Genomic DNA, 26,214 nt, shown 5'->3' with positions numbered 1-26,214 from the left:
GGCCTGTCGACGGCCAACAGCTCGATTACGTCGCTGTCGACTTCGACCTCGACCGGCCTGTCCACGGCCAACAGCTCGATCAGTTCGCTGTCGACTTCGACGTCGACGGGCCTGTCGTCCGCCAACAGCTCGATCACGTCGCTGTCGACCTCGACCTCGACCGGCATCAGCTCGCTGTCCACCGGCCTGAGCAGCACGGACAGCACGATCCTGTCGCTGTCCACGTCGACCTCGACCGGCATCGGCTCGCTGTCCACCGGCCTGAGCAGCACGAACAGCTCGGTGTCGTCGCTGTCCACGTCGACCTCGACCGCGATCAACGCCGCGAAGACGCACTACTACAGCGTCAACGACAACGGCGTGCAGCAAGCCAACTACGCCAACGACGGCGCCACGGGCACCAACGCCCTCGCCGCCGGCGTGAACGCCAGCGCGGCGGGCGCCAGCAGCGTCGCAGTCGGCGACGGCTCGAACGCGCAGACGGCAGGCGCGGTCGCGATCGGTCAGAACGCATCGGCAACAGGCGGCAAGGCGGTGTCGATCGGCTCCGGCAACACCGCGTCCGGCGACGGCGCGGTCGCGATCGGCGATCCGAACGTGGCGACGGGCACCGGCGCCGTGGCGATGGGTGCGAACAACACGGCGACCGGCGACGGCGCGGTGTCCCTCGGCAACCAGAACACGGCAACCGGCGCCAGCGCACTCGCCCTCGGCAGCTCGAACCAGGCCACCGCGGACAACACGATCGCACTGGGCAGCCAGGCCACGGCCAGCGCCACGGGCGCACAGGCGTACGGCTCGGCCGCCAAGGCCACGGCCGCCGACGCGCTCGCCTTCGGCACGAACGCGCAAGCGAACGTCGCGAACTCGATCGCACTCGGCGCGAACTCGGTCACGGCCGCGGCGGTCGGCACCTCGAGCGCCACGATCGGCGGCGTCACGTACCCGTTCGCGGGCGGCTCGCCGGTCGGCGTGGTGAGCGTCGGCGCACCGGGCGCGGAACGCCAGATCACGAACGTCGCCGCGGGCCGGATCTCGGCGTCGAGCACGGACGCGATCAACGGCAGCCAGCTGAACGCGACGAACAACGCGATCAACACGCTGTCGACGTCCACCGCATCGAACGTCGCGTCGCTGTCGACCGGCATCAACTCGCTGTCGACCGGCCTGAGCACGACGAACAGCAACGTGGCGTCGCTGTCCACGTCGACCTCGACCGCGATCAATTCGCTGTCGACGGGCCTCAGCACGACGAACAGCAACGTCAACTCGCTGTCGACGTCGACCTCGACGGGCATCGGCTCGCTGTCCACCGGCCTGAGCACGACGAACAGCAACGTGGCGTCGCTGTCGACCGGCGTGACGAACATCAACAACCAGTTGAACCAGTTGTCGACGACGCTCAACAACAACACGACGCGTGCGGCGAACAACAACGGCATCGCGGCCGACATGAACGGCAAGGGCACCGACGTCCCGACCGTCACCGCCGGCTCGAACTCGGTGGCGATCGGTGCGGGCTCGAACGACGGCGGCCGCTCGAACGTGGTGTCGGTGGGCAACGACACACAGCAGCGCCAGATCACGAACGTCGCGCCGGGTACGCAAGGCACCGACGCGGTGAACGTGAACCAGCTGACGCAGGTGCAGACGACGCTGTCGACGGCACTGTCGGGCCAGCAGGCGCAGATCAACTCGTTGGGTTCGCAACTGCAGCAGACCGACCAGATGGCGAAGCAGGGTATCGCGGCCGTCGGCGCGATGGCGTCGATCCCGCAGCTCGATCGCGACGCCAACTTCGGGATGGGCGTGGGCACGTCGACCTTCCTCGGCCAGAAGGCGATGGCGGTCAACATGCAGGCGCGCATCACGGAAAACCTGAAGGCGTCGATCAACGGCGGTTTCAGCGGCGGTCAGAAGGTGATCGGCGCCGGCATGCTGTATCAGTGGAAGTAACGCGTCGCGCCGCCCGGCCGCTCGGCTCGCCGCCGGGCGGCCCGCGGCTCCGATGGCAGGACGAGCCCGCTGCGCACCCCGCGGCGGGCCTCGGTCAACCCAAGCTTTAAGGACGTCACCGTGAACAAACTCGCTCTTGCGCTCGCGCTTTCCGCAATGGCCCTCGCCGCGTGCTCGACCGCATCCGGCCCGACCTTCAGCGCCTCCGAACTGCAGCCGCGCGACGGCGTGCGCACCTTCCAGGTGGACTGCCACGGCCTGCTGTCGGGCCCGCAGACCTGCATGAAGGCCGCCCGCAAGATCTGCGGCGACGAGCCCGTGCGCGCCGTCGACTCGGCCCGCGCGCTGCGCGACAAATCCGATCCGGCCACGCTGGTCTTCCAGTGCGGCGCCGCACCGGCCGAAGCGGCCTCGGCCGCCGAGCCGGCCGCCGCCGTGGTCGAACGCGTGAACCTGTCGGGCGACGCGCTGTTCGCCACCGATCACGCGACGCTCGCACCGACCGCGCGCGAATCGCTGGACCGGCTGTTGAGCGAGCGCGCCGACCGCACGTACTCGCAAGTGACGGTCACCGGCTTCACCGATTCGGTGGGCAGCGACGACTACAACCTCGCGCTGTCGAAGCGCCGCGCCGAATCGGTCGCCGCCTATCTGAAGGCGCACGGGCTGAAGACCGACGCGATGACGGTCTCGGGCCGCGGCAAGGCCGATCCGGTCGCGTCCAACGCGACGCCGGAAGGCCGCGCCAGCAACCGCCGCGTCGAAATCCGGCTGCAGCACTGAGCCGCCTGCGGCCGCACGAGCCGGCGGCCCACCGCACCGCGCCGGCGGGCCGCCGGACGACCGGGCGCCGCTTCGTCGGCGCCCGTTCCCGTTGGCCGGCGGCGATGTCAAAGTTCGTCACGTCCTGCCAAAACCGGCGGTTTCCATGCCACAATCGCCGGCAGACAGTTGCCGGGGCAGCCTGCCCGACGCGCGCCGTGCGAGGCACACCGGAATCCGGCTGCCGGCCGCGCGAATCCCGTCGCCCGATTCGCGCACGGCGGCGCACCGGCACGAATCCAACCATGACGATCCACGGCGCGCCGCTGCCGGCCAGACGCTCGACGCGATGCCCGGACGCACGACGCCGCAGAGGAAACAACCGGTGACGGACATCAATGAAGCCGCCGCGAGCGGCACCCGCAAGCAACGGCCGGCGGTCGGCATCTCGCTGTTTGCGCGCGACGGCCAGGCGATCTGGGAGAACGGCATTCACCAGAACATCGCGTTCCTCGCGATGATGCTCAAGCGTTCGGATCGCGTCGGCCCCGTCTATTTCCTGAACGGCGGCGACGCCAACGCGCTGCCGGCCGGCCTCGAACTCGACGGCCTCGACGTCCCGCTCGTGAAACCCGCCGACGTCACGCACGAACTCGACGTCGTGATCGAAATGGGCGCGCAGTTGCCGGTCGAATGGCTCAGGCACATGAAGGCGCTCGGCAAGAAGATCGCCGCGTTCTTCTGCGGGCACGTGTATGCGGGCCTGTGCGAAACGCCGATCTTCGGGAAACCGTCGGGGCACGTGTTCAACGGCGCACCGTTCGACGAAGTGTGGCTGCTGCCGCAATACGACAAGACCGCCGCGCCGATGCTGCAGACGATCCTGCGCGCGCCCGTCCACCTGATGCCGCACATCTGGTCGCCGTACTTCCTCGAGCGCCGCGTGGCCACGCTCGCCGACGAAGGCGCGACGTTCGGCTATCGGCCCGGCCAGCGGCCGTGGAAGCTCGCGACGCTCGAACCGAACATCTCGGTCGCCAAGTCCTGCCATTACCCGATGCTCGCGTGCGACGAGTTCTATCGCGCGCGGCCTGACGCGGTGCAGCACATGTTCGTCGTCAACTCGATGCACATGAAGGAACATCCGACCTTCGTGCACTTCGCGAACAGCCTCGATCTCGTGCGCGAGCACAAGGCGACGTTCGAACCGCGGCTCGACCTGCCGGGCTTCATGGCGCGTCACGCGGATGCGGTCGTGTCGCACCACTGGGAAAACGGGCAGAACTATCTGTATTACGACGTGCTGTACGGCGGCTATCCGCTGATCCACAACTCGACGCTGATCGGCGACGCCGGCTATTACTACCCGGACTTCGACTCGGCCGCCGGCGGCCGCGCGCTGCTCGAAGCGTGGCTGCATCACGACGAACGCCTCGACGACTACCGCGCGAAGGCGGGCCGGCTGCTGCAGTCGGTCTCGATCGACAACCCCGCGAACCTCGACGCGTTCGTCTCGCGTCTGGTCGCCTGAACCGGAGCACACGCATGTCGGACTCCAATGCCCGTCAAGCGCCCGGCGAGGGCAAGCGTCTCGTCGTCGGCGTGTCGCTGTTCGTGCGCGGCGCCGGCCAGTCGCTGTGGGAAAACGGCATTTTCCAGAACTGCCTGCTGCTGATCCTGTTGCTGCGCCAGTCTCCGCTCGTCGCCGAAGCCGTGATGGTGAACGGCGGCGAACACGTTGCCGATCCGCAGATGATGCTCGGCGAGTGGGACGTGCCGTTGCTGTCGATGGACGAAGCGCTCGAGCGCTGCGACGTGCTGATCGAAATGAGCGCGCAGTTCGGCGCGGATTACCTGCGCGCGTTCCGCGAGCGCGGCGGCAAGGTCGTCACGATGCGGGTCGGCAACGACTACGTGATCGACATCGAACGCGCGATGTTCGACAAGCCGTCGGGCTTCCTGTTCTCGGGCGCGCCGTACGACGCGGTGTGGACGATTCCCGAGTTCGAGCGCTCGTGCCTGCACTACTACCAGACGGGCCTGCGCGCGCCGGTCACGATCGTCCCGCACATCTGGCACCCGATGCTGTTCGACAAGGCGCGCGCGACGCTCGGCGCCGGCTTGACGTTCGGCTATCAGCCCGGCAAGCCGCGCTGGCGCGTGACGATGTTCGAGCCGAACATCTGCATGGTGAAGACGAGCATCATTCCGATGCTGATCACGGAGGAGGCATACCGCGCGAATCCGAAGTTCCTCGAGTTCGTGCGCGTGTGCAACACGATCCACCTGAAGGATCACACGACGTTCATCCATTTCGCGAAGAGTCTCGACATCGTCGAGCACGGCATCACGACGTTCGAAAGCCGCTATGCGGTGTACGAGTTCATGGCCGCGTACGGCGATGCGGTGGTGTCGCACACGTGGGAGAACGCGCAGAACTACCTGTACTACGAACTGCTGTACGGCGACTATCCGCTGATCCACAACTCGCCGTTCCTCGGCAAGGCCGGGTATTTCTATCCTGACTTCGACTGCCAGGCGGGCGGCCGCGCACTGTTGAAGGCGTTCGCCGAGCACGACGCGAACCTGGAAGGGTACCGCGAGCAGTCGAGGCATGTGCTCAGCTCGGTCAGCATCTACAACCCCGAGAACGTCGCGGCCTATACGGACGCGATCGCCGCCCTCTATCGCGACGCGTGACGCGCCGCCCTTTCCGGACTCCGACATGAACGCACGCCCGCCTCTCACCCTCGCCAAATGGCTGATCTGCGCCGCCGCTTCGATCGCGATCGGCGCACACGCGCAATCCGCCGGCGAATCAGCCGACGCGCTGCTCCGCGACTCGGATGCGGTGTTCAAGCAGCTCGACGCCGGCCAGTACGGCGCGGTGTGGGCCGACGCCGCACCGTTCGTCAAGGCGCGCTTCAAGCAGGACCAGTTCGCGGCACAGATGCAGCAGGCACGCCAGTCGGTCGGCGCGGTCGACCATCGCGGCTGGGCGCAAATCACGCGGATCCGCTACAGCAACTCGTCGTCGATGCCCGACGGCCTGTACGCGAACGTCGACTACACGACGACGCTCGCGAGCGGTGCGACCGTTTACGAAAAGCTGAGCTTTCGTCTCGATGACGACGGCCGCTGGCGCCTGACGGGCTATGTGCCGCGCCGATCGCAAAACTTCACGCAATAAGCGGCGCACGCGTCCGCTCACGGAGCCGATCCGATGAAACTCAATGTCGCGATAACGATGAACGTGCAGCGCGACGCGACGCAGTCGATCTGGTACAACGGCGCGAACCAGCACTGCGTGTACCTGTACATGCTGCTGAAGCAATCGCCGTTGATCGGCGAGGTCTGGCTCGCGCACGACGACGGCATCACCGAATATCCGCAGGCGCTGATGATGGACGCGTTCGGCGATGCGCTGCGGCCGCTGTCGGCCATCATCCACCAGACCGACCTGCTGATCGAGATGAATGCGTTCGTCGACCCGTCGCACACGGACGCCGTGCGCCGGCGCGGCGGCAAGTGCGTGTCGTACCGCTTCGGCAACGACTACGTGATCGCGGTCGAGACGATCAACTTCGAGAAGAACGACTGGCGGCCGAACCCGAACCGCGTGCAGTTCGACGAGATCTGGACGAATCCGCAGCACATGCATACGTGCGCCGCGTATTTCCAGGCCGTGTACCGCGCGCCGGTGATCGAGCTGCCGCACATCTGGTCGCCGTATTTCATCGAACGCAGCCTCGACGCCGATCCCGAACTGAAGGCGCGCTTCGGCTACCGCAATCACGGCACGGCCAAGCGCATCGCGTTCTTCGAGCCGAACCTGAACGTCGTGAAGAGCGCGATCGTGCCGATGCTCGCCGCGAATGCGTGCTACGTCGAACATCCGGAGCTGGTCGAGCACGTGTACATGACCAACACGTTCGACAAGAAGGAAAACGTCGCCTTCAAGCATCTCGCGCTCGGGCTCGAAATGGTGCGCGACGGCAAGGCCACTGCCGACGTGCGCGCGCCGTTCGTCGCATGGGCCGCGCATCACACCGACATCGTCGTGTCGCACCACTGGGAAAACGGCCTGAACTACCTGCTGTACGACGCGCTGTACGGCAACTACCCGCTCGTGCACAACTCGCCGTTCCTGCGCGACGTCGGCTACTACTATCCGGACTTCGAGATCTTCGATGCCGCGCGCGCGATCGCGACCGCCGCGCAGACGCACGACGCACGGCTCGACGACTACGCGGCGGCGGCTCGCCGCTGCCTGCATCGGGTCGACGCGCTCGCCGAGCACAACGTCCGCGCGTATTCGGAGCAGATCCGGAGACTGTTCGCCGGCCGCGCACTCGGCTGACCACCTTCGCTCGCGCTCACGTCCATGAACCAGACCATCCGCAACTTCGTCGTGATCGACTCGATCCACGGCCCGTTCCTGATCAACCGTCATTGCGCACTGCAGGCCGAGGCATTGATCAAGACCGGCCGGCCACATATCCAGGGCGAACTCGACACGATCCTGCACGTGATCGAGCAACTGCCCGACGGCGCGATCGCGGTGGACGGCGGTGCAAACGCGGGGCTCGTGTGCGTGCCGATCGCGCACCGACTGCGCGCGCGCGGCGGCCGCGTGTATGCATTCGAGCCGCAGCGCACGCTGTTCCATGCGCTCGGCGGCACCATCGCGCTCAACGAGCTCGACAACCTCCATCTGCTGAACATGGGGCTGGCCGCCGCCAACGGCACGATGAAGGTGCCCGATGTCGACTACGGGCAGGATGCCGATTTCGGCTCGGTGTCGCTCGTCGACGGGGAATCGTCGGGCGGCACGCCGACGCCCGTCGTCCGGCTCGATTCGCTCGGCCTGCCACGCCTGGATTTCCTCAAGCTCGACATCGAAGGGATGGAAATCGACGCGCTGCGCGGCGCGCGGCGGCTGATCGAGACGCATCTGCCGTGGTGCTGGGTCGAATACTGGAAAGTCGGCGAGGCGCCGATCATCGATACGTTCGCCGGTCTCGACTATACGTTCTACCGGATCGACGGACTGAACATGCTGTGCGTGCCGAACGCGCGCTGGGACCGGCAGCGCCTGCTGATCTCGGGCGAACCGCTCGCGGTCGGATCGGCGACCGGAAACGGCGCGGATTGCGCGGCGGCCGCGTCCGCCAATGCCGACGCCGACGCACCCGAAACGAACTGGAACCGCGCACTCGACCACGAGTCGCGCGGCGAGTGGGGACACGCGATCGTTCGCTGGCAACGCGCACGCGGCCACGGGCTCGACGACGATGCGATCGCGTTGCAGCTTGCGTCGTGCTACGGCTTCGCCGGCGCGCCGGAGGCCGGGCTCGCGGCACTCGACCATTTTGGGGATCCGGCCGCACTGCCCGACGTGACGCGCGGGCGCGTCGAACTGGCGCGCTCGGCACTGCTGCTGCGCGCCGGCCGGCGCGACGAGGCCGCGCGCGCCACCATCGACAGCGAAAACCTGCTGACGTCCGCGCAGTTCGGGCTGCCGACGGAGCGGCTCTACCAGGGCCAGCCGCTGCAGGGCAAGCGGCTGCTCGTGCTCAGCTACGGCGGCGTTGGCGACCAGCTTCAGTACGCACGCTACCTGCATGCGCTCGACGCGCTCGGCTGCTCCGGTGTGACCGTGGTCGTGCCCGACGCGTTGGCGGGCCTGCTGCGCCATACGTTTCCGCATATCGAATTCATCGGCGCGCACGGCGCGTGGGTCGACACATCGCAGATCGCGCACGACTACTGGTGTTCGTTCCTGATGCTCGCCGCGCTATTCGGCTACGCGCCGGCTCCGGAAGGCGCGCCGCCCGCCTACCTGGCGTGTCCGCCCGCGCATGCGGACGCATGGCGCGAGCGCGTGGCGCGCGATGGCCATGCGGCCGGCACGCGCCGTATCGGGCTCAACTGGCGCGGACGCGACGAAAGCGATGCACGCTTCCATCGCGCGGCCAGCCTGCGCGACTTCGCACCGCTTGCCAAGATGCACGGCTACGCCGCGTACTGCCTCAACCGCGACCTGTCCGCGCAATCCGAACAATCGGATCTGCCGGTCAGCTTCCCGCATCGGGCAATCGGCGATTTCAGCGATCTGGCCGCGCTGATGCTCGCGATGGACGCCGTGGTGACCACCTGCACCGCACACATCCACCTCGCCGGCGCGCTCGGCGTGCCGGCCGTGCTGCTGCTCAGCCCGAAAGCCGACGCACGCTGGGAAACCGGTTCGCGCAGCGCGCTCTACCCGGGCATCCGGATCGTGCGCGCCGCGCACGTGGGCCGGTGGGACGATGCAGTCGACCGCGCGATGGCGCTGGTGCTGGGCGGTTTCGGAAAGGATTGATTGACCGGTTCGACGCGCGGCGGCTGTACTAAACCGGCACCCGATCGCCGCTTTGCGCGGCGAACGCGCGACCATGCCGCCGCCCCATGCGCGCGAGCGCCGCGAAACAACGGGTGGCCGACCGGCCTGCTCCACCCGATTGCCTGACGAGGCTGTCGGATACGCCGCGCGCGATCGCCGACTCGTCGCCGCACGCGCCGGCGATGACCCCCGCGTAATAGTGCCGCGCCGCGAGTTCGCGGCCGCCCGCGTCGAGCGGGCTCATCCGCTGAATACGGCGCGCGACGATCGTCAGGCCATTCAGACAGGACGCGACGTCGAGCGGCGCATCGGTCGCTTCGGCGCCGAGTTGCGCCAGCATGTCGACCAGTTCGGCGATCGCGACCAGGTCGCGCGCATCGGCCACCTGCGTGCCCGTTCCGCCTCCGGCTTTCGTTCCCGCCATGCCCACGCCCCTTTGCGATTCGTCTCGCTCCGCACCCTGCTCCCGACGCACACCCCGCGCGCCGCCCCGCCCGCTCCCGCGGTCATGCGGCGGCCGGCGATCGCCACGAAAACCGGATGCCCTGCGCCCACGTGACGCCGGCATCCACGATGATCTGTCGGTCGGTCTCGCTTTCCACGCCTTCGACGACGACGTGCCGCGCACCTTCATGCGCAAACGCGATCAGCCGGCGGAACTGGTAGCGGCCGATCGCGTTGCGCTTGATCAGCGACAGGATCGAGCGGTCGAGCTTCACGATGTCGGGATTGCCGACCACCAGATTGTTCAATGCGCTGAAACCGACGCCGAAATCGTCGATCGCGATCCGGCACCCGGCCCGCTGGAAGCGGGACACGAACGACCGGCCGGCGACCGGGTTCAGCGGCCCCGTCTCCGTGATCTCGACCACCAGCCGCGCCGCCACCGACGGCTCGCGCTCGAGCCGCCTGAAAATCGCCAGCCACGCGTCGTCCACGACCGCGCTTGCCGCCGCGACGTTGCAACCGTACACGGCGCCCGGATCGGCGCGCAGCGCATCGATCGTGCGGCCGACCACCAGCCGGTCGAACCAGCGCATCAGCCCGAGCGCTTCGAGGCGCGGCAGAAACGCGAGCGGCGGCAGCGCATCGCGCTCGCCCCACCGCAGCCGCGCCAGGCATTCCTCGTACAGCACGCCGCCCGACAGGTCGGCGCGGCACACGGGCTCGCGCGCGAATCCGAGCCGGCTTTCGACGAAACTGCGCACCGACGCAAGATCGGGGTGATCGTCGGGTGCCCCGAACACGAGATCGATTTCGTTGCGATTCGCTTTCCGATTCGCCTCCTGGCGAGCTTCGACCGCATTCATCCGGCGCTCCGGCTAATGGCGAGCCGCCGATCGCGGCTCGACCTCAACACATAGGCGGAACGAGCCGACCTCGACGCGCTCCGCCGCCCACCCGGCCCATCCTGTATGTCGATTTTTTCCGGGGAGCGTACTGTTCGCTTCGGCGCCGTCAAATTCGATATTTTTTACGCTATTCGGTTACTTTAAATACACCACGCGCGCACGATACCGACAGTGCGACAGGTTACACAACGGGAATTACAAGACCCCAAAAAACGAATCGTTTATCTTTTTCATTCTGCCGGTTTTATCAGAATCGCCTTTTTCCGGACTTACTCGTCCCACGAATCGGGACGCCATCGATTGTTCAGATAAATACCGCGCCATGAAGTGCCGCCCGTGCTCGATACGCAGGTCGAAACATCCGTCTCCGCACATGCCGTCTCTCCCGCAAAACCTGCCGCCGCGCGTCATTCGATCATCGCAGCGTTCAATTTCACGTTTCAAACGACATTATCAAGATTCCAAACGGAATCAATACCCGTTTAACCAATAATACCAACTTCAATTATATGAAGATTATCGATTGAAACATATTTAACAATCTTTCCGACTTGTTAACCTATAAACTTGTTTTCGACGGACTTCCCTCGGAGCCGTCAATTTCGTGCCTTCGAAAACCGTCGAATCCATCGGGTTCGGCGGTTTCTTTTTTTAACGGCACGATTTCGTCAGACATGAGGGCGGGACAAACCCGACGGCGGACGGCGGCGCAACGAACGTGCGCCGCGGACACCGGCGCTAGGCGGCCGGTGCGCCGATCAGGTTCGCGAGCAGCACGTCATACTCGGCGACGAGCGCCGGATTCGCCGACGTGTAACGGCCGAGGATCTCGCGCTGGCGCCGCGTATACGCTTGCCAGTCGTCGTCGTGCGTATGCAGCGCGCGCAGCAGCGCATCGGCGCCCTGCTGCACGTCGTTGTCCGGATAGTAGTAGCCGAGATCGGGCGCGAGGCTCGCGTTGTGCACGAGCGGATAACCCTGCCAGCACACGTCGAAATAGAAGTAGTTCAGCGGGTTCGACCATTGGTGCGACACGACGATATCGGTCAGGTCGGCCAGGAACAGCGGCGTTTCGAAGCGCCCGACGAAGCTCGCCTTGCCCGCGCGCACGATGTCCAGGTAATTCATCAGCATCACGAACTCGGGGCTGTCGTGCGCGAGGCGATCGGCGTTCGTCACGTGCGCGAAGCAGATCGCGTCGGGGTCGCGCCGATACGCTTCGTCGATGATCAGCATCGGATACACGCAGAACTTCACGACGTCGTGGTTCGGCTCCATCACCGTGAGCCGCTTGCCGGGCTCGCTGCGCGGCCGGTATTCGCCGCGCTCGGGCAGCGACTGCGCGCGTTCGGTCAGGAACATCGGATCCCACACGAACGGCACGACGCGCCCCGGGCAGCGGCGCAGCGACTGCAGGAACGGCAGCGACGACGGCGCGATCTGCGGAATCGCCCATACCTCGTCATAGCCGCGGTTGATGAACAGCGAATCCCACAGCCGACGGCCGAACAGGATCGACTCCATCACGTTGATGTACTCGACGCCGCAGCAATAGCTGACCAGCTTCACGCCGCGCGCTTTCAGATAGGCCGTCTGCTCGCCGTTGATCTGCCCGCCCAGCTCGATCACCACGTCGAGCGCATCCTTCATGTCCGCGAACGCGCGCGTGTCGTACACGTTGCGATCCCACGGCAGCGCATCGGTGAGCGGCACGTCGGTCGTGTTGACCAGCGTCACGCGGTAGCCGTGCGGCGACGCCATCAGCAGCTTCGCGAGGAACAGCGCGTTCTGCTTGATGCCGTTGATCCACAGGCTTTCGTCGGGGGCACGCAATCCGATCGTGATACCGATGCGCAGGCCGGTCAGGACAGGAGACGTCATCGTCGGCGGGATGGAAGGTTGAACGGGAATGGCATGGCGCAGTGTAGCGCGCGAAGCGCCGCCCGCGTCAAGCGGCGGCAACCCGGCATTTTAGCGGAGGCAGGCCGCCGCACACTGTCATGGATGGTCAGCGCGCGGCCCGGCCGGGCCAATCCGTCCGACCGTTATGCGATACTCGTGCCGCCCGGCGGCCGGTTTTCCCGGGACACTCCGGCGGCGGCACGCTGCGCCGCCGCACCACGATCGAAACCAGGGCACACAGAATGGACCACGATGCCGCGCAAGGCCGCCAGGCCAGCCAGAACGAACCGGGGCCGCGCTCGCAGGAAAGCGTATCCGGATGGCGTGCCGAGCCGAAGAACGCCGCGCGCATCGTGTGCGCGCTGCCCCGCGTTCGGAACGCGCGATGATCGTCCTCAGTCATTTCAGCCAGCACGCGCCCGCGAGCCTCGATAACCACCGCTGGTACGCGCAAACACATGGCTATCGTCACGAGATCGTCGACGCATCCGGCATGCCGCAAGCGCTGCCGTTGCGGCCGTTGCATCGCTACGCGTCGCTGCTCCACGTGCTGCGCGGCGCGCAACCCGGCGAACTCGTGCTGCTGCTCAGCGAAGACGCGGCGATCATCGAACCCGTCGCGCTCGATCGCCTGATGGTCGGACGCGACATGCTGCTCGTCGACGCGTTCGCATCGCCGCTGCCGCAAATCGACGTGCAGATCTGGCGCAACACGCCGGACGTGCGCGCGATCGCGATGCGGCTCGTGCAGCGCTGCAAGCTCGGCAGCGAGCCGAGGCTGACGTCGGAAGCCGCGCTCTTCGCGGAGCTCGATACGCACCACTACATGACGCCGATCGACGGGCTGTACGCGGTCATGCCGTCCGGCCCCGATCTCGATCCGATGTGGAGCCGCGAGCCGACGTTCGCGATCAGCATCGACGACACGCCGCACGATCCCGAACGGAAAGGCGCGACGCCGCGCTTTCGCGACACGCTCGTCGCGTACGTCGATCGCTGCCGCGCCGCCGGCCGGCCGATGTTTGCGTTCGATCACGACGCCCCCGCACCCGACGAAGCCGCCGAGCGCAGCACGTACAACCCCGGCCACCCGATTGCGTTGATGATGCTGTACACGCCGAACATCGGCAGCTATGCACGCGTGGCCGAACGGAATGTCCGTCGCTACTGCGACGCGCACGGCTACACGCTCCACGTGCATCGCGACATTCCGGCCGAGATCGGGCTGAACGCCACGGGCAACTGGTTCAAGCCGTGGCTGCTGCACGCCTATCTGCAGCATCATGAATGGGTCGTGTGGCTCGATGCCGACGTGCTGATCGCGAACCGCCAGCAACCGCTGGAACCGCTGCTCGAAGGGCGCGACTGGCTGCTCGCGCAGGACCTCGGCCAGTGGGCGTTCAATTCGGGCGTGATGGCGTTCCGCCGCACCGAACGCAACGACGCGATGCTGCGCGACCTGATGACGACGATCGCCGCGCTGCACGACCGCTCGAGCGTCTATGCGAGCGATGGCGACCAGTTGCATTTCATTCGCGCGATGGAGCGCGACGGACGATTGCAACGCGAAGGCGTGGCCGATCTCGTCAGCGTCAACACGCCCTGGCTGTTTCGCCGTGCTGACAGCTACATCGTGCATTACTACGGCATGTGGTCCACGATGCGGGCGCTGATGATGGCGCATGACGACGGGCTGCTGCCCTGACGCCGCCACAACGTCCACGATCGGCAAACCCCGACGCGCCGGCCGGATTCGATCGGCCGGCGCGTCGTCGCATCGGTTGCCGTCGTCAGATCGCCGTGATCGTCGGCGCGACGGCCGCAGGGTCGGTGATGCTCGGCTTGCCGGTCTCGACGTGCCCCGCGATGCGGCGCATCCAGCCGGCATTGCCCGCCACCGCGAACTGCAGGTCGTACCAGTGGCTGCTGCACGACAGGTCCCAGTGCGCTTCGATGCGCTGGCCCGCCGGAACCGTCAGCGTGCGCGCCGCGCCGCCATAGGCGACATCGGTCGCCGTGACCGTCAGCGGGCCGGTGCCGGCATTGGCGATCGTCACGTAAACATCGCCGTTCGCGGTGTCGTAGCACGGCGTGATTTCAGGCTTGGCCGCCGCATCGGCGGCCGCCGACCCAGCGAAGCGCCGGAAATAACCGTTCGGCCCCCACACGCTCACCAGATAGTTGCCGTTCGCGTCGAGCGCCCACGTATCGGTCAGCTGCTTGCCGGCTTCGACCGTATAGCGGCGCGGCATCGCGGCGGGGTCTCCCGTATAGACCCAGAAGTGCGCGCCCTGCGTGCCGGTATTCGCGAACGTCAGCGCGTAGCCTTGCGCCTGCAACTGGCCGGTGACGTGCAATTCGTACGGCAGCGCACGCGCCGGCCGCGTGCCCGGTTCCTGCGCGGTCACGACCTGCTGCGCGGTGCTGGCCGGCGCGGTCTGCGACGATGCGCGCGAGCATTGCAGGTCGGCCTGCGCGACATAGGCCTGCGTGCTCGGCAGGGTCGGCAGCGTCGCGTCCGATTTCGAGAAATCGAGCGCCGACGTCAGATCGCCGCAGATCGCGCGACGCCACGGCGAGATATTGGTTTCCATCACGCCGAAGCGCTTCTCGATGAATTGCAGCACCGACGTGTGATCGAACACCTGCGAGCACACGAAGCCGCCCTTCGACCACGGCGACACGACGAACATCGGCACGCGCGGGCCGAGGCCGTACGGCAGGTTGTCGGCCGTATAAGTGCCGGCTTGCGTCGACGTCACGACGTTGTGCCGCTCGAGCGACACGTCGACGGTGCTCATGCCGGAGCCCGGCAGCGTCGGCGCCGACGGCGGCACGACATGGTCGAAGAAGCCGTCGTTCTCGTCGTACATGATCAGCAGGACCGTCTTGCTCCACACGTCCGGATTGGACGTCAGCGCATCGAGGATCGTCGACAGGTAGTACGCGCCATACAGCGGCGTGAATTTCGGATGCTCCGAATACGCGGCGGGCGGCAGCAGCCACGACACCTGCGGCAGCGCATTCGCCTGCACGTCGGCCTTCAACTGCGTGATCGGACGCGTGCTCATCCCGCGCGTCTGCAGCGACGACCCGGCCGGCGCGTTCACGAAGTTGCTGAAGCACGCCAGCATGTTGGTGCCGTAGTTGCCGGTGAAGTTGTCGAACCCGGTGCCCTGCTGATAGATCTGCCACGAGATGCCGGCCTTTTCGAGCCGTTCCGGGTAGGTCGTCCAGTTGAAGGGCGGCAGCTGGACCTTGTCGAACTGGTTGTCGATGTAGTCGGTGTTGTCGAGCAACGGGCCGCCGCCCGTGCCGAGCGGATCGACCATGCCCGTCATCAGGTACATGCGGTTCGGGTGCGTGTTGCCCGGGATCGAGCAGAAGTAGTTGTCGCACACCGTGAACGCATCCGCGAGCGCGTAGTGGAACGGGATGTCGTCGCGAACGTGATAGCCCATCGTCATGTTCGACTTCTGCACGGCCCACTGGTCCGCACGGCCGTTGTCGATCGCGCCGTGCGTCGTCGCCCATGTGTGCGGCAGGCCGCCGATACATTGCGCGTTGACGCCCGGATTGGTCGTGTCGTAGCGAAACGGTGCGATCACGCTCGACTTGTCTTCCTGGCGCGGCTGGAACCACACCGGCTTGCCGTTCGGCAACGTCACCGGGAACCGGTCGTTGTAGCCGCGCACGCCGCTCAGATGACCGAGGTAATGGTCGAACGAGCGATTCTCCTGCATGAACACGACGATGTGCTGCACATCCTGGATCGTGCCCGTCACGGTGTTCGGCTCGATCGCCAGCGCCTTGCGGATCGATTCCGGAAGCAGTGCGGTGGCGGCGGTCGCGCCGGCGAGGCCGGCCGAGAACTTCAGAAAATCGCGTCGCGAATGGATGGCCATGCTGGTTGCTCTTGATGGGTTTTCTGGAGGGAACGGCCGGTATCAGGAAGCGGGCGACGAAGCAGGTGCGGTGAAACCCGGCGGGCAGCGCATCTGCGCGGTGGCGACCACGGCGCCGCCGCACGCGGCCTTCTGCTGCGCGACGGGCGCGGCGGGTGCGGTCAGGTCGTCGTTGCAGGCGCCGAGCAGCGCGGTCAGCGCGATCAGGCCGGCGACCGCGAAAGGCCGTAGGGCCGACGTTCGCATAACGGTTCTCCGTGAGGATGACGACGTGACGCAGGCGCGAACGCCGCGCCGGTCATATCGACGCCGAGATGCTATGTTCGACTTGTTACACGACGGTGTCGAGCGGCGGGAAGATCGGGGGGCACGCAGTGCGCGGTACGCGGGGACGTGGCGGGAACGGCGGAGTTCGTAAGTATTTCGAAAGATTTGCGCGAATCACGCGTACTGCTTCGTGCGTCCTCGATACCGACGCCGCGCTGTCGCGACGACGGCGGATGACGAAGTGCTTTCCTGCGGGCCGGCCGCGGCAGCGGCAGCCGGCCCGCGTAGGGTGGCAAGGCCGCTCAGCCTTCCGCCATCATCAGCAACTGCGCACCGTCCGCGACCTGGTCGCCGACGCCGTACAGCACTTCCGCGACGACGCCCGCGCGCGGCGCGCCGATCGTGTGTTCCATCTTCATCGCTTCCATCACGATCAGCGGCGTGCCGGCTTCGACCTGCTGGCCCGGCTCGACGAGCACCGCGATCACCTTGCCGGGCATCGGCGCGGTCAGGCGGCCGCCGCCCTGCTCCGCGTCGCCTGCATGCGCGAGCAGGTTGCGCCATTCGAACGTCTCGGCCGCGCCCTGCGTGAACACATGAAACGTGTCGCCGTCCGCATGGACGCGGCCGCTGCCGCGCACGCCGCCGAGCGTCACGTCGAAATCGAGCGGCGTGGCGCCGCGCGTCCATGCGAACGGTTGCGCGGCCGCGTCGCCGATCGCGATGCGCGTGCCGTCGCCGTCGTCCTCGTACGTCACCGTCACGTCCGCTTCGCGATCGGGCGCGTGCCATTCGAGCGTGCGGCGATAGCCGCCGTTCAGCCGCCAGTCCGGCAGCGCGCTCCACGGCGAGGCGGCCTGCGTTGCCCCGCGTTCGCGGGCAAGCAGCGCCGCGCATGCGAGTGCGAGCGCCGCGCGCGGCGGTTGTTGCGGCGCGAACAGCGCATCGTGATTGCGCTCGATCAGGCCCGTGTCGAGATCGGCCGTCGCGAACGGCTCGCACGCGACGATCCGCTGCAGGAACGCGGCGTTCGTATGCAGGCCGACCACTTCGCACGCGCGCAGCGCACGCAGCATCAAGCCCAGCGCTTCCGCACGGTCCGCGCCGTGGACGATCAGCTTCGCGATCATCGGGTCGTAGAACGGCGTGATCGCATCGCCTTCGCGCACGCCGCTGTCGACGCGCACCGCCGCACCGATGTCGAACTCGACGCCGTCCGGCAGCCGCAGGTGCTTCAACGTGCCCGTCGACGGCAGGAAGCCGCGCGCGGGGTTCTCCGCGTAAAGGCGTGCCTCGAGCGCATGGCCCCGTACGCGCAACGCCTCCTGCTTCAGCGGCAGCGGCTCGCCCGCCGCGACGCGCAGTTGCCATTCGACGAGATCGAGCCCCGTGACCATCTCGGTGACCGGATGCTCGACCTGCAGGCGCGTGTTCATCTCCATGAAGTAGAACGCGTCGCCCGTCATGATGAATTCGACGGTGCCCGCGCCGACGTAACCGACCGCGCGCGCGGCCGCGACGGCCGCTTCGCCCATCGCCTGGCGCACGTCGTCGTGCAGCCCCGGCGCCGGCGCTTCCTCGAGCACCTTCTGGTGACGGCGCTGCACCGAGCAGTCGCGGTCGAACAGGTACACGGTATTGCCGTGCGTGTCGCCGAACACCTGCACTTCGACGTGGCGCGGACGCGTCAGGTATTTCTCGATCAGCACGCGATCGTTGCCGAAGCTGCTCGCGGCCTCGCGCTGGCACGACGCGAGCGCCGCCGGGAAATCGTCGGAGCGCTCGACCACGCGCATCCCCTTGCCGCCGCCGCCCGCGCTCGCCTTCAGCAGCACCGGATAGCCGATCCCGTCGGCTTCGCGATGCAGGTGGGCCGCGTCCTGGTCGTCGCCGTGATAGCCGGGCACGAGCGGCACGGCGGCCGCGTGCATCAGCGCTTTCGCGGCGGCCTTCGATCCCATCGCCGCGATCGCGTCGACCGGCGGCCCGATGAACACGATCCCGGCCGCTTCGCATGCATGCGCAAAATCTTCGTTCTCCGACAGAAAGCCGTAGCCCGGGTGAATCGCCTGCGCGCCGGTCGCGCGCGCGGCGTCGATGATGCGGTCGATGCGCAGATAGCTGTCGGCGGCGGCCGAGCCGCCGATGTGCACGGCTTCGTCGCAGGCGGCGACGTGCTTCGCGTTCGCGTCCGCGTCGGAATAAACGGCGACGCTCGCGATCCCGAGACGTTTGCACGTCGCGGCAACACGGCACGCAATTTCGCCGCGGTTGGCGATCAGAATCTTGTCGAACATGGCTTCGATGTCGTCCGGAAAGTTAGGGGCACGCCGTCATTCACGCCACGAAGGCGTGCGTTTCTCGAGGAAGGACGCGATCCCTTCGCGCGCTTCCGCGCCGGCGCGGGTCTGCGCGATCCAGTCGGCGGTCTGCTCGATCAGCGTCGCGTCGAGCGCGCGGCCGGCCACGTCGGCGACGAGCCGCTTGCACGCCGTCACCGCGTCGGGGCCGTTCGCGACGAGCGTCGCGGCCAGCTTCGCGATCGTTTCGTCGAGCGCGTCGGCCGGCACCGCATCGTGAATGAAGCCGAGCGACGCGGCACGCGTGCTGTCGAACACCTCGGCCGTCGTGAAATAGCGGCGCGCCGCGCGCTCGCCCATCGCACGCACGACGTACGGCGCGATCGTCGCGGGAATCAGCCCGAGCCGCGCTTCCGACAGGCAGAACTTCACGCCGTCGGCGGCGATCGCGATGTCGGCCGCCGCGACGAGGCCCACGCCGCCCGCATACGCGTCGCCATGCACGCGCGCGATCACCGGCTTGCGGCAGCGATAAATCGCTTCGAGCATCCGCGCGAGCTTGCGCGCATCGGCGCGGTTCTCGTCGTCCGAGTAACCGGCCATCTTCTTCATCCAGTTCAGGTCCGCGCCCGCACAGAACGCCGCGCCTTCCGCCGCGAGCACGACCGCGCGCACGCCTTCGTGCGCGTCGAGCCATTCGAACGCGGTGGTCAGCTCGGCGATCGTCGTCTCGTTGAACGCATTGCGCACGTCGGGCCGCGCGAGCGTGACGGTCGCCACGCGGCCGGCTTCGCTTACCTTGATCGTTTCGTATCGCATCGGTCTGTCCTCCCGGGCGTTACATGCGGAACACGCCGAAGCGCGTGTCGTCGATCGGCGCGTTCATCGACGCGGCAAGGCCGAGCCCGAGCACGTCGCGCGTCTGCGCGGGATCGATCACGCCGTCGTCCCACAGCCGCGCGCTCGCATAATACGGATGGCCCTGGCGCTCGTACTGGTCGCGGATCGGCTGCTTGAACGCGTCCTCTTCCTCGGCCGACCACGACCCGCCCTTCGCTTCGATGCCGTCGCGCCGCACGGTCGCGAGCACCGACGCGGCCTGTTCGCCGCCCATCACAGAGATGCGGGCGTTCGGCCACATCCACAGGAAGCGCGGGCCGAACGCGCGGCCGCACATCCCGTAGTTGCCGGCGCCGAACGAGCCGCCGATGATCACCGTGAATTTCGGCACCTTCGCATTCGACACGGCCGTCACCATCTTCGCGCCATGCCGCGCGATGCCTTCGTTCTCGTACTTGCGGCCGACCATGAAGCCCGTGATGTTCTGCAGGAACACGAGCGGAATCTTGCGCTGGCAGCACAGCTCGATGAAATGCGCGCCCTTCACGGCCGATTCGGAAAACAGGATGCCGTTGTTCGCGACGATCCCGACCGGATGGCCCCAGATGTGCGCGAAGCCCGTGACGAGCGTCGTGCCGAAGCGCGCCTTGAATTCGTCGAACTCGGAATCGTCGACGATGCGCGCGATCACTTCGCGCACGTCGAACGGTTTGCGCGTGTCGACCGGGATCACGCCGTACAGGCTCTTCGCGTCGTAGCGCGGCGGCTTCGGCTCGCGCAGCGCGAGCGGCGGCGCGATCTTCGGTGCGAGATGGCCGACGATGTTGCGCGCGATCGACAGCGCATGCGCGTCGTTCTGCGCGAGATGATCGGCCACGCCCGACAGGCGCGTGTGCACGTCGCCGCCGCCAAGATCCTCCGCGCTCACTTCCTCGCCGGTCGCGGCCTTCACGAGCGGCGGCCCGCCGAGGAAAATCGTGCCCTGGTCCTTCACGATGATCGACTCGTCGCTCATCGCGGGCACGTACGCGCCGCCGGCCGTGCACGAGCCCATCACGACCGCGATCTGCGCGATCCCCGCGGCCGACATCGTCGCCTGGTTGAAGAAGATGCGGCCGAAGTGATCGCGATCGGGAAACACGTCGTCCTGGTTCGGCAGGTTCGCGCCGCCCGAATCGACGAGATACACGCACGGCAGCCGGTTTTCCGCGGCGATTTCCTGCGCGCGCACGTGCTTCTTCACCGTGATCGGATAGTAGGTGCCGCCCTTGACCGTCGCGTCGTTGCACACGATCACGCATTCGCGGCCGGCGATGCGGCCGATCCCGGTGATGACGCCCGCGCCCGGCGCGTCGTCGTTGTACATGCCGTTCGCGGCAAGCTGCGACAGCTCGAGAAACGGCGCGCCCGGATCGAGCAGTTGCGCGATGCGATCGCGCGGCAGCAGCTTGCCGCGCGCCAGGTGCTTGTCGCGCGCGGCCTGGCCGCCGCCCTGCGCGAGCTGTTCGATCTTCGCGCGCAGGTCGGCGACGACCGCCTCGAGCGCCGCGGCATTCGCGCGGAAGTCTTCCGAACGCGGGTTCAGTTTCGATTCGATGATCGGCATCGACGGGGCTCCGTTCGCGTGACGTGGGCGTTACATCGTTTCCGCGAACAGCTCGCGGCCGATCAGCATCCGGCGGATCTCGCTCGTGCCGGCGCCGATCTCGTACAGCTTCGCATCGCGCCACAGGCGCCCGACCGGATATTCGTTGATGTAGCCGTTGCCGCCGAGGATCTGGATCGCCTCGCCGGCCATCCACGTCGCCTTTTCGGCCGTGTAGAGGATCACGCCCGCGCAGTCCTTGCGCACCTGGCGAATGTGGTCGCTGCCCGCGGAGTCGAGATGGCGGCCCACTGCGTACAGGTACGCGCGGCATGCCTGGAACGTGGTGTACATGTCGGCGACCTTGCCCTGGATCAGCTGGAATTCGCCGATCGACTGGCCGAACTGCTTGCGGTCGTGGATATACGGCACCACCGCGTCGAGACACGCCGCCATGATGCCCGTCGGGCCGCCCGACAACACCGCGCGCTCGTAGTCGAGGCCGCTCATCAGCACCTTCACGCCGCCGTTCAGTTGGCCGAGGATGTTCTCTTCCGGCACTTCGACGTCCTGAAACACCAGCTCGCCCGTGTGCGACCCGCGCATGCCGAGCTTGTCGAGCTTCTGCGCGACCGAGAAGCCCTTCATCCCCTTCTCGACGATGAATGCGGTAATGCCGCGCGGGCCGGCGTCGACGTCCGTCTTCGCGTAGACGACGAGCGTGTCGCAGTCGGGGCCGTTGGTGATCCACATCTTCGTGCCGTTGAGCACGTAGCGGTCGCCGCGCTTGTCCGCGCGCAGCTTCATGCTGACGACGTCGGAGCCGGCGTTCGGCTCGCTCATCGCGAGCGCGCCGACGTGTTCGCCCGACACGAGCTTCGGCAGGTACTTCCGTTTTTGCGCGTCGGTGCCGTTGCGGTGGATCTGGTTCACGCACAGGTTCGAGTGCGCGCCGTACGACAGGCCGATCGACGCCGATGCGCGCGAGATCTCTTCCATCGCGACCATGTGCGCGGTGTAGCCCATGTTCGCGCCGCCGTATTCCTCGGAGACGGTCATGCCGAGCACGCCGAGATCGCCGAACTTCTTCCACAGATCCATCGGGAACTGGTCGGTGCGGTCGACCTCCGCCGCGCGCGGCGCGATTTCCTTCGCCGCAAACGTCGCGACGGCGTCGCGCAGCATCTCGATGTCTTCACCGAGCATGAATTGCACGCCGGGCAGGTTGATCATGTCTCCTCCGTCTCCAGAAAGTGTGTCGCACCCACCGATTTCTGAGTTTTGCTCACATCGAATGAATACGCCGATTCATTGACCAATAAAGCGGAAATTTTGCACAGTTTCGCGCCTCGCCCGGTCCGTCGTCAATAGTTTTCTGAGTGATACTCAGATATGATGCGAGCATGACAGCCGCTCCCGCCGACACCATGACCGCCACCGCCAAAGCCGACCGCGCCGACACGCCGCGCGCCCCCGCCGGCCGCAAATCCCAGCAGCGCGTGCAGGACATTCTGCGCGCCGGCCGGGAAGTGTTTGCCGAAAAAGGTTACGAGCATGCGACGGCCGCCGAGATCGCGCAGCGCGTGGGCGTGTCGGAGGCGACGGTGTTCAGCTATTTCCGCGGCAAGCGCGAGCTGTGCGCGCGCGTGATCGCCGACTGGTACGACGAAATCATCGCCGCGTTCGAACACGGGATGCCACGGGACGCGTCGGTGCAGCAGCAGTTCGCGTTCATCGTGCGCACACACCTGCGGCTGATGCTCGTGAACGGCACGGGATTGTGCGCGCTGGTGCTGTCGGAAGGCCGCGCGAAGCAGCATGCGCTGAGCGACGAGCTCACCGCGCTGCAGCGCCGCTACACGGCGCCGCTGATGGACGTGCTTGCGCGCGGCCAGGCGGCCGGGCAGGTTCGCGCGGATCTGCCGCTGAGCCTGCTGCGCTCGATGGTGTTCGGGCCGATCGAGCACGTGCTGTGGGACGCGATCCTCGGGCACCGCAAGCTCGATACGGAAACGACGGCCACGCAGTTGATCGACATGCTGTGGGCCGCCGTGCAGCCGCCGGCGCCGGAACAGGCGGCGCTCGTGCGCTTCCGGAACGAAGTGGCCGAAGCCGTGCGGCGGCTGGAAGGGCAAGCGTCACGCGCGTGACGCCGTCGGGCAGCACGGAAGCTGCCGCCCCGCCGCGGCTTTCGCCGCCGACGGCCCGGCGCCGCTACGAATCCTCGCTCACCCGCAGCGGCGCGCGACTCTGCTCGTTGTTCAAATGGACGAACTTGCGCAACAGGCGCATCAGTTCCTGCGAATCGTCCTCGCCCATGCCGTCGAACAGGCCGGCACGCAATTCCTTCACCGACGGAATCAGGTGCGTGAGCAACTCGACGCCCGCCGGCGTCAGCAGCAGGCGCCGCTGACGCCGCGGCAGCACTTCGCGAACGATCAATCCTTTCGCCTCGAGCCGGACCGCGAGATCGGCAGTGGTCGACGTGTCGAGCGCCACCCGCTGCGCGAGCGTCACCTGATCGAGCCCCGGGCACTCGTAGAGCATCCGCAGGACCGCGTACTGCACCGGCGTCACGTCCCGGCCGAGCTTCTCGTAGAACATCGCGACCGCGATCTGGTGCGCGCGCCGGATCAGGTGCCCGGGCTCGTCGTACAGGTCGAGCGGGAAAACCGGCGCGTCGGCGGGATTCGTTTTTTCCATGAATGAGTCGATGACATAGGCGGCGCACGCCGTTGCGTGCGCCGACGGCATGGCGCTGCCTCGCGCCATTTCCCGGGAAAACCAGTATACCGCTCGCCTTGCTCCAGCCAATCTCAATGAGTACACTGAATCACATTCAGTACACGGAATGACGAGTTGCCGCGTACCGGCGGCACCGCCCTGAAGGAGACGAACAACGTGTTTCTCAAGAACGCTTGGTATGTGGCCTGCACGCCTGACGAGATCGACGGCAAGCCGCTGGGCCGCAAGATCTGCAACGAATCGATGGTGTTTTACCGCGCGGCGGACGGCCAGGTTGCCGCGCTCGAGGATTTCTGCCCGCACCGCGGCGCACCGCTGTCATTGGGGTTCGTGCGCGACGGCGTGCTCGTGTGCGGTTATCACGGGCTGGAAATGGGCTGCAACGGCAGGACGACCGGCATGCCGGGCCAGCGTGTCGGCGGTTTCCCGCCGATTCGCAGCTTCCCGGCGATCGAGCGGTACGGCTTCGTGTGGGTGTGGCCGGGAGACGCATCCGCAGCCGATCCCGCCAAACTGCCCGCGCTGGCGTGGGCCGAGGATCCGGCCTGGGCGCACGGCGGCGGCCTGTATCACATTCGCTGCGACTACCGGCTGATGATCGACAACCTGATGGATCTCACGCACGAGACCTACGTGCATGCGACGAGCATCGGCCAGAAGGAAATCGACGAAGCGCCGCCGAAGACGACCAGCCACGGCGACGAAGTCGTCACGAGCCGCTTCATGGAAAACGTGATGCCGCCGCCGTTCTGGCGGATGGCGCTGCGCGGCAACGGGCTCGCCGACGACGTGCCGGTCGACCGCTGGCAGATCTGCCGCTTCACGCCGCCGAGCCACGTGATGATCGAAGTGGGCGTCGCGCATGCGGGCCACGGCGGCTACGACGCGCCGGCGGACAGGAAGGCGTCGTCGATCGTGGTCGACTTCATCACGCCCGAGACGGACACGTCGATCTGGTACTTCTGGGGGATGGCGCGCAACTTCCGGCCCGACGATCACGCGCTGACCGCCGAGATCCGCGAAGGCCAGGGCAAGATTTTCGCGGAAGATCTCGAGATGCTCGAGCGACAGCAGCGCAATCTCGAGCAGTGGCCCGAGCGCACGCTCCTCAAGCTCAACATCGACGCCGGCGGCGTGCTGTCGCGCAAGGTGATCGACCGGCTGCTCGCCGCCGAAAACGCGGCGAGCCCGCAGCGGCCCGCGATGCCGGTCGCGCACGTCAAGGAGGCGTCATGAGCGGCGCGACCTTGACGGTCCGGGTGGCCCGCAAGTGGCAGGAAGCGCGCGACATCTGCGGCTTCGAACTGGTCAGCGACGACGGCTCGCCATTGCCGCGCTTCGACGCCGGCGCGCATATCGACGTGCATCTGCCGGGCGGGCTCGTGCGTCAGTACTCGCTGTGCAACCACCCGGAGCAACGCGATCGCTATCAGATCGCAGTGCTGCGCGAGGCCGACGGCCGCGGCGGGTCGCGTGCGATTCACGACGAAGTCCGGCAAGGCGATACCGTGCGGATCGGCCTGCCGCGCAATCAATTCCCGCTCGCGGCCGACGCGCCGCACCATCTGTTGCTCGCCGGCGGGATCGGCGTCACGCCGATTCTCAGCATGGCGGAACGGCTGTTCTCGTCGGGCATGCCTTTCGACATGCATTACTGCGCGCGCTCGGCCGATCGCATGGCCTTCGTCGAGCGGATCAATGCGGCCGGATTTCGCGATCGCGCGCGCTTCCACATCGACGACGGCGATCCCGCGCAACGCTTCGATCCGGCTGCCGTGCTCGCCGGCGCGCCCGACGGCACGCACCTGTACGTATGCGGCCCGCGCGGCTTCATGGATGCGGTGCTGAACGCGGCACGCGAGCGCGGCTGGGGCGACGCGCGGTTGCACTACGAATTCTTCGGCGGCGCGGTGGCATCGTCCGGCGCGGATCGTGCATTCCAGGTGCGGATCGCGAGCAGCGGCAAGGTGATCGACGTGCCGGCCGGATGCACGGTGATCGCGGCGTTGGCGGCGAACGGCGTCGACGTGCTGACGTCGTGCGAGCAAGGCGTGTGCGGCACCTGCCTGACTCGCGTGCTCGAAGGCGAGCCCGATCATCGCGATGCGTATCTGACCGACGACGAAAAGGCGGCCGGCGACCAGTTCATGCCGTGCTGCTCGCGGTCGCGAACCGAGCTGCTGGTACTCGATCTGTAGACGGACCGCCCGATACG

The 26,214-nt window shown here is 67.0% G+C and carries 21 protein-coding genes; 11 read left to right on the top strand and 10 right to left on the bottom strand.

What is annotated here, in order from left to right; translation table 11 throughout:
* The 7 genes from WS96_RS20150 to WS96_RS20120 all read left to right on the top strand — a co-directional run.
* The coding region (locus tag WS96_RS20150; RefSeq protein WP_179949962.1) for a YadA family autotransporter adhesin at nt 1-1,956 on the top strand (1,956 nt) is incomplete at its 5' end.
* Between the two features lie 120 nt (nt 1,957-2,076).
* On the top strand, nt 2,077-2,739 hold the full coding sequence (locus tag WS96_RS20145) for an OmpA family protein (RefSeq protein WP_059834857.1): 663 nt from the start codon (nt 2,077-2,079) through the stop codon (nt 2,737-2,739).
* Between the two features lie 364 nt (nt 2,740-3,103).
* Entirely contained in the window at nt 3,104-4,249 is a 1,146-nt protein-coding gene (locus WS96_RS20140; protein ID WP_059782897.1) for a DUF2827 domain-containing protein, read from the top strand.
* A gap of 14 nt (nt 4,250-4,263) precedes the next feature.
* The gene (locus tag WS96_RS20135; protein WP_034204164.1) at nt 4,264-5,418 is read left to right on the top strand and encodes a DUF2827 domain-containing protein; all 1,155 of its coding nucleotides are present in this window, start codon (nt 4,264-4,266) and stop codon (nt 5,416-5,418) included.
* A 25-nt stretch (nt 5,419-5,443) separates the two neighbouring features.
* Nucleotides 5,444-5,908, top strand: a complete 465-nt coding sequence (locus WS96_RS20130) for a DUF4019 domain-containing protein (protein WP_059834855.1) — start codon at nt 5,444-5,446, stop codon at nt 5,906-5,908.
* A 33-nt stretch (nt 5,909-5,941) separates the two neighbouring features.
* Complete coding sequence (locus WS96_RS20125; RefSeq protein WP_059834853.1) at nt 5,942-7,078, top strand: DUF2827 family protein; 1,137 nt, start codon at nt 5,942-5,944, stop codon at nt 7,076-7,078.
* Nucleotides 7,079-7,102: 24 nt separating this feature from the next.
* Nucleotides 7,103-9,082: an FkbM family methyltransferase gene (locus WS96_RS20120; protein ID WP_059834851.1), complete on the top strand. Its 1,980-nt coding sequence runs from the start codon at nt 7,103-7,105 to the stop codon at nt 9,080-9,082.
* Nucleotides 9,083-9,110: 28 nt separating this feature from the next.
* Here the strand turns inward: WS96_RS20120 and WS96_RS20115 are convergent, their stop codons facing one another.
* The 3 genes from WS96_RS20115 to WS96_RS20105 all read right to left on the bottom strand — a co-directional run bounded on the left by WS96_RS20115 (nt 9,111) and on the right by WS96_RS20105 (nt 12,336).
* A complete protein-coding gene (locus WS96_RS20115; protein WP_059834849.1) occupies nt 9,111-9,527 on the bottom strand; it encodes a hypothetical protein in 417 nt (138 codons plus the stop codon).
* An 82-nt stretch (nt 9,528-9,609) separates the two neighbouring features.
* A complete protein-coding gene (locus WS96_RS20110) occupies nt 9,610-10,413 on the bottom strand; it encodes an EAL domain-containing protein (RefSeq protein ID WP_034204160.1) in 804 nt (267 codons plus the stop codon).
* Nucleotides 10,414-11,193: 780 nt separating this feature from the next.
* Nucleotides 11,194-12,336 carry a DUF2827 domain-containing protein gene (locus WS96_RS20105; RefSeq protein ID WP_059834847.1) on the bottom strand — a complete coding sequence of 381 codons (1,143 nt, stop codon included), beginning with the start codon at nt 12,334-12,336 and terminating at the stop codon, nt 11,194-11,196.
* 406 nt (nt 12,337-12,742) lie between these two features.
* Here WS96_RS20105 and WS96_RS20100 point away from each other — a divergent pair, with 406 nt between their 5' ends.
* Nucleotides 12,743-14,062: a galactosyl transferase GMA12/MNN10 domain protein gene (locus tag WS96_RS20100; RefSeq protein ID WP_179949961.1), complete on the top strand. Its 1,320-nt coding sequence runs from the start codon at nt 12,743-12,745 to the stop codon at nt 14,060-14,062.
* Between the two features lie 85 nt (nt 14,063-14,147).
* On the opposite strand, the gene WS96_RS20095 is transcribed toward WS96_RS20100, so the two are convergent.
* The 6 genes from WS96_RS20095 to WS96_RS20070 all read right to left on the bottom strand — a co-directional run bounded on the left by WS96_RS20095 (nt 14,148) and on the right by WS96_RS20070 (nt 22,487).
* Nucleotides 14,148-16,262, bottom strand: a complete 2,115-nt coding sequence (locus tag WS96_RS20095) for a phosphocholine-specific phospholipase C (protein ID WP_059834843.1) — start codon at nt 16,260-16,262, stop codon at nt 14,148-14,150.
* A 42-nt stretch (nt 16,263-16,304) separates the two neighbouring features.
* Nucleotides 16,305-16,508, bottom strand: a complete 204-nt coding sequence (locus WS96_RS20090; RefSeq protein ID WP_034204156.1) for a hypothetical protein — start codon at nt 16,506-16,508, stop codon at nt 16,305-16,307.
* A gap of 323 nt (nt 16,509-16,831) precedes the next feature.
* Nucleotides 16,832-18,826: an acetyl/propionyl/methylcrotonyl-CoA carboxylase subunit alpha gene (locus WS96_RS20085; protein ID WP_059834840.1), complete on the bottom strand. Its 1,995-nt coding sequence runs from the start codon at nt 18,824-18,826 to the stop codon at nt 16,832-16,834.
* Nucleotides 18,827-18,862: 36 nt separating this feature from the next.
* Nucleotides 18,863-19,648: an enoyl-CoA hydratase/isomerase family protein gene (locus tag WS96_RS20080; RefSeq protein ID WP_059834838.1), complete on the bottom strand. Its 786-nt coding sequence runs from the start codon at nt 19,646-19,648 to the stop codon at nt 18,863-18,865.
* A 19-nt stretch (nt 19,649-19,667) separates the two neighbouring features.
* Entirely contained in the window at nt 19,668-21,275 is a 1,608-nt protein-coding gene (locus WS96_RS20075) for a carboxyl transferase domain-containing protein (RefSeq protein ID WP_059834836.1), read from the bottom strand.
* Between the two features lie 30 nt (nt 21,276-21,305).
* A complete protein-coding gene (locus tag WS96_RS20070; RefSeq protein WP_059782861.1) occupies nt 21,306-22,487 on the bottom strand; it encodes an isovaleryl-CoA dehydrogenase in 1,182 nt (393 codons plus the stop codon).
* 170 nt (nt 22,488-22,657) lie between these two features.
* Here WS96_RS20070 and WS96_RS20065 point away from each other — a divergent pair, with 170 nt between their 5' ends.
* Nucleotides 22,658-23,404: a TetR/AcrR family transcriptional regulator gene (locus WS96_RS20065; protein ID WP_059782859.1), complete on the top strand. Its 747-nt coding sequence runs from the start codon at nt 22,658-22,660 to the stop codon at nt 23,402-23,404.
* 64 nt (nt 23,405-23,468) lie between these two features.
* Here the strand turns inward: WS96_RS20065 and WS96_RS20060 are convergent, their stop codons facing one another.
* Entirely contained in the window at nt 23,469-23,957 is a 489-nt protein-coding gene (locus tag WS96_RS20060) for a MarR family winged helix-turn-helix transcriptional regulator (RefSeq protein ID WP_059834863.1), read from the bottom strand.
* A 198-nt stretch (nt 23,958-24,155) separates the two neighbouring features.
* Between WS96_RS20060 and WS96_RS20055 the strand changes: the two genes are divergently transcribed.
* Together WS96_RS20055 and WS96_RS20050 are read left to right on the top strand one after the other, a co-directional pair.
* Nucleotides 24,156-25,235 (top strand): aromatic ring-hydroxylating dioxygenase subunit alpha, encoded by a 1,080-nt coding sequence (locus tag WS96_RS20055; RefSeq protein ID WP_059834861.1) that lies wholly within the window; start codon nt 24,156-24,158, stop codon nt 25,233-25,235.
* Nucleotides 25,232-26,197: a PDR/VanB family oxidoreductase gene (locus WS96_RS20050; RefSeq protein ID WP_059834834.1), complete on the top strand. Its 966-nt coding sequence runs from the start codon at nt 25,232-25,234 to the stop codon at nt 26,195-26,197. Before WS96_RS20055 ends, WS96_RS20050 begins: the two co-directional genes overlap by 4 nt.
* Nucleotides 26,198-26,214: the final 17 nt, after the last annotated feature.

It is taken from the genome of Burkholderia sp. MSMB1835 (genome assembly GCF_001526365.1).
Classification (GTDB): domain Bacteria; phylum Pseudomonadota; class Gammaproteobacteria; order Burkholderiales; family Burkholderiaceae; genus Burkholderia.
The sequence above is the reverse complement of the archived record's forward strand: the minus strand, read 5'-3'. Positions and strand labels throughout refer to the sequence as shown.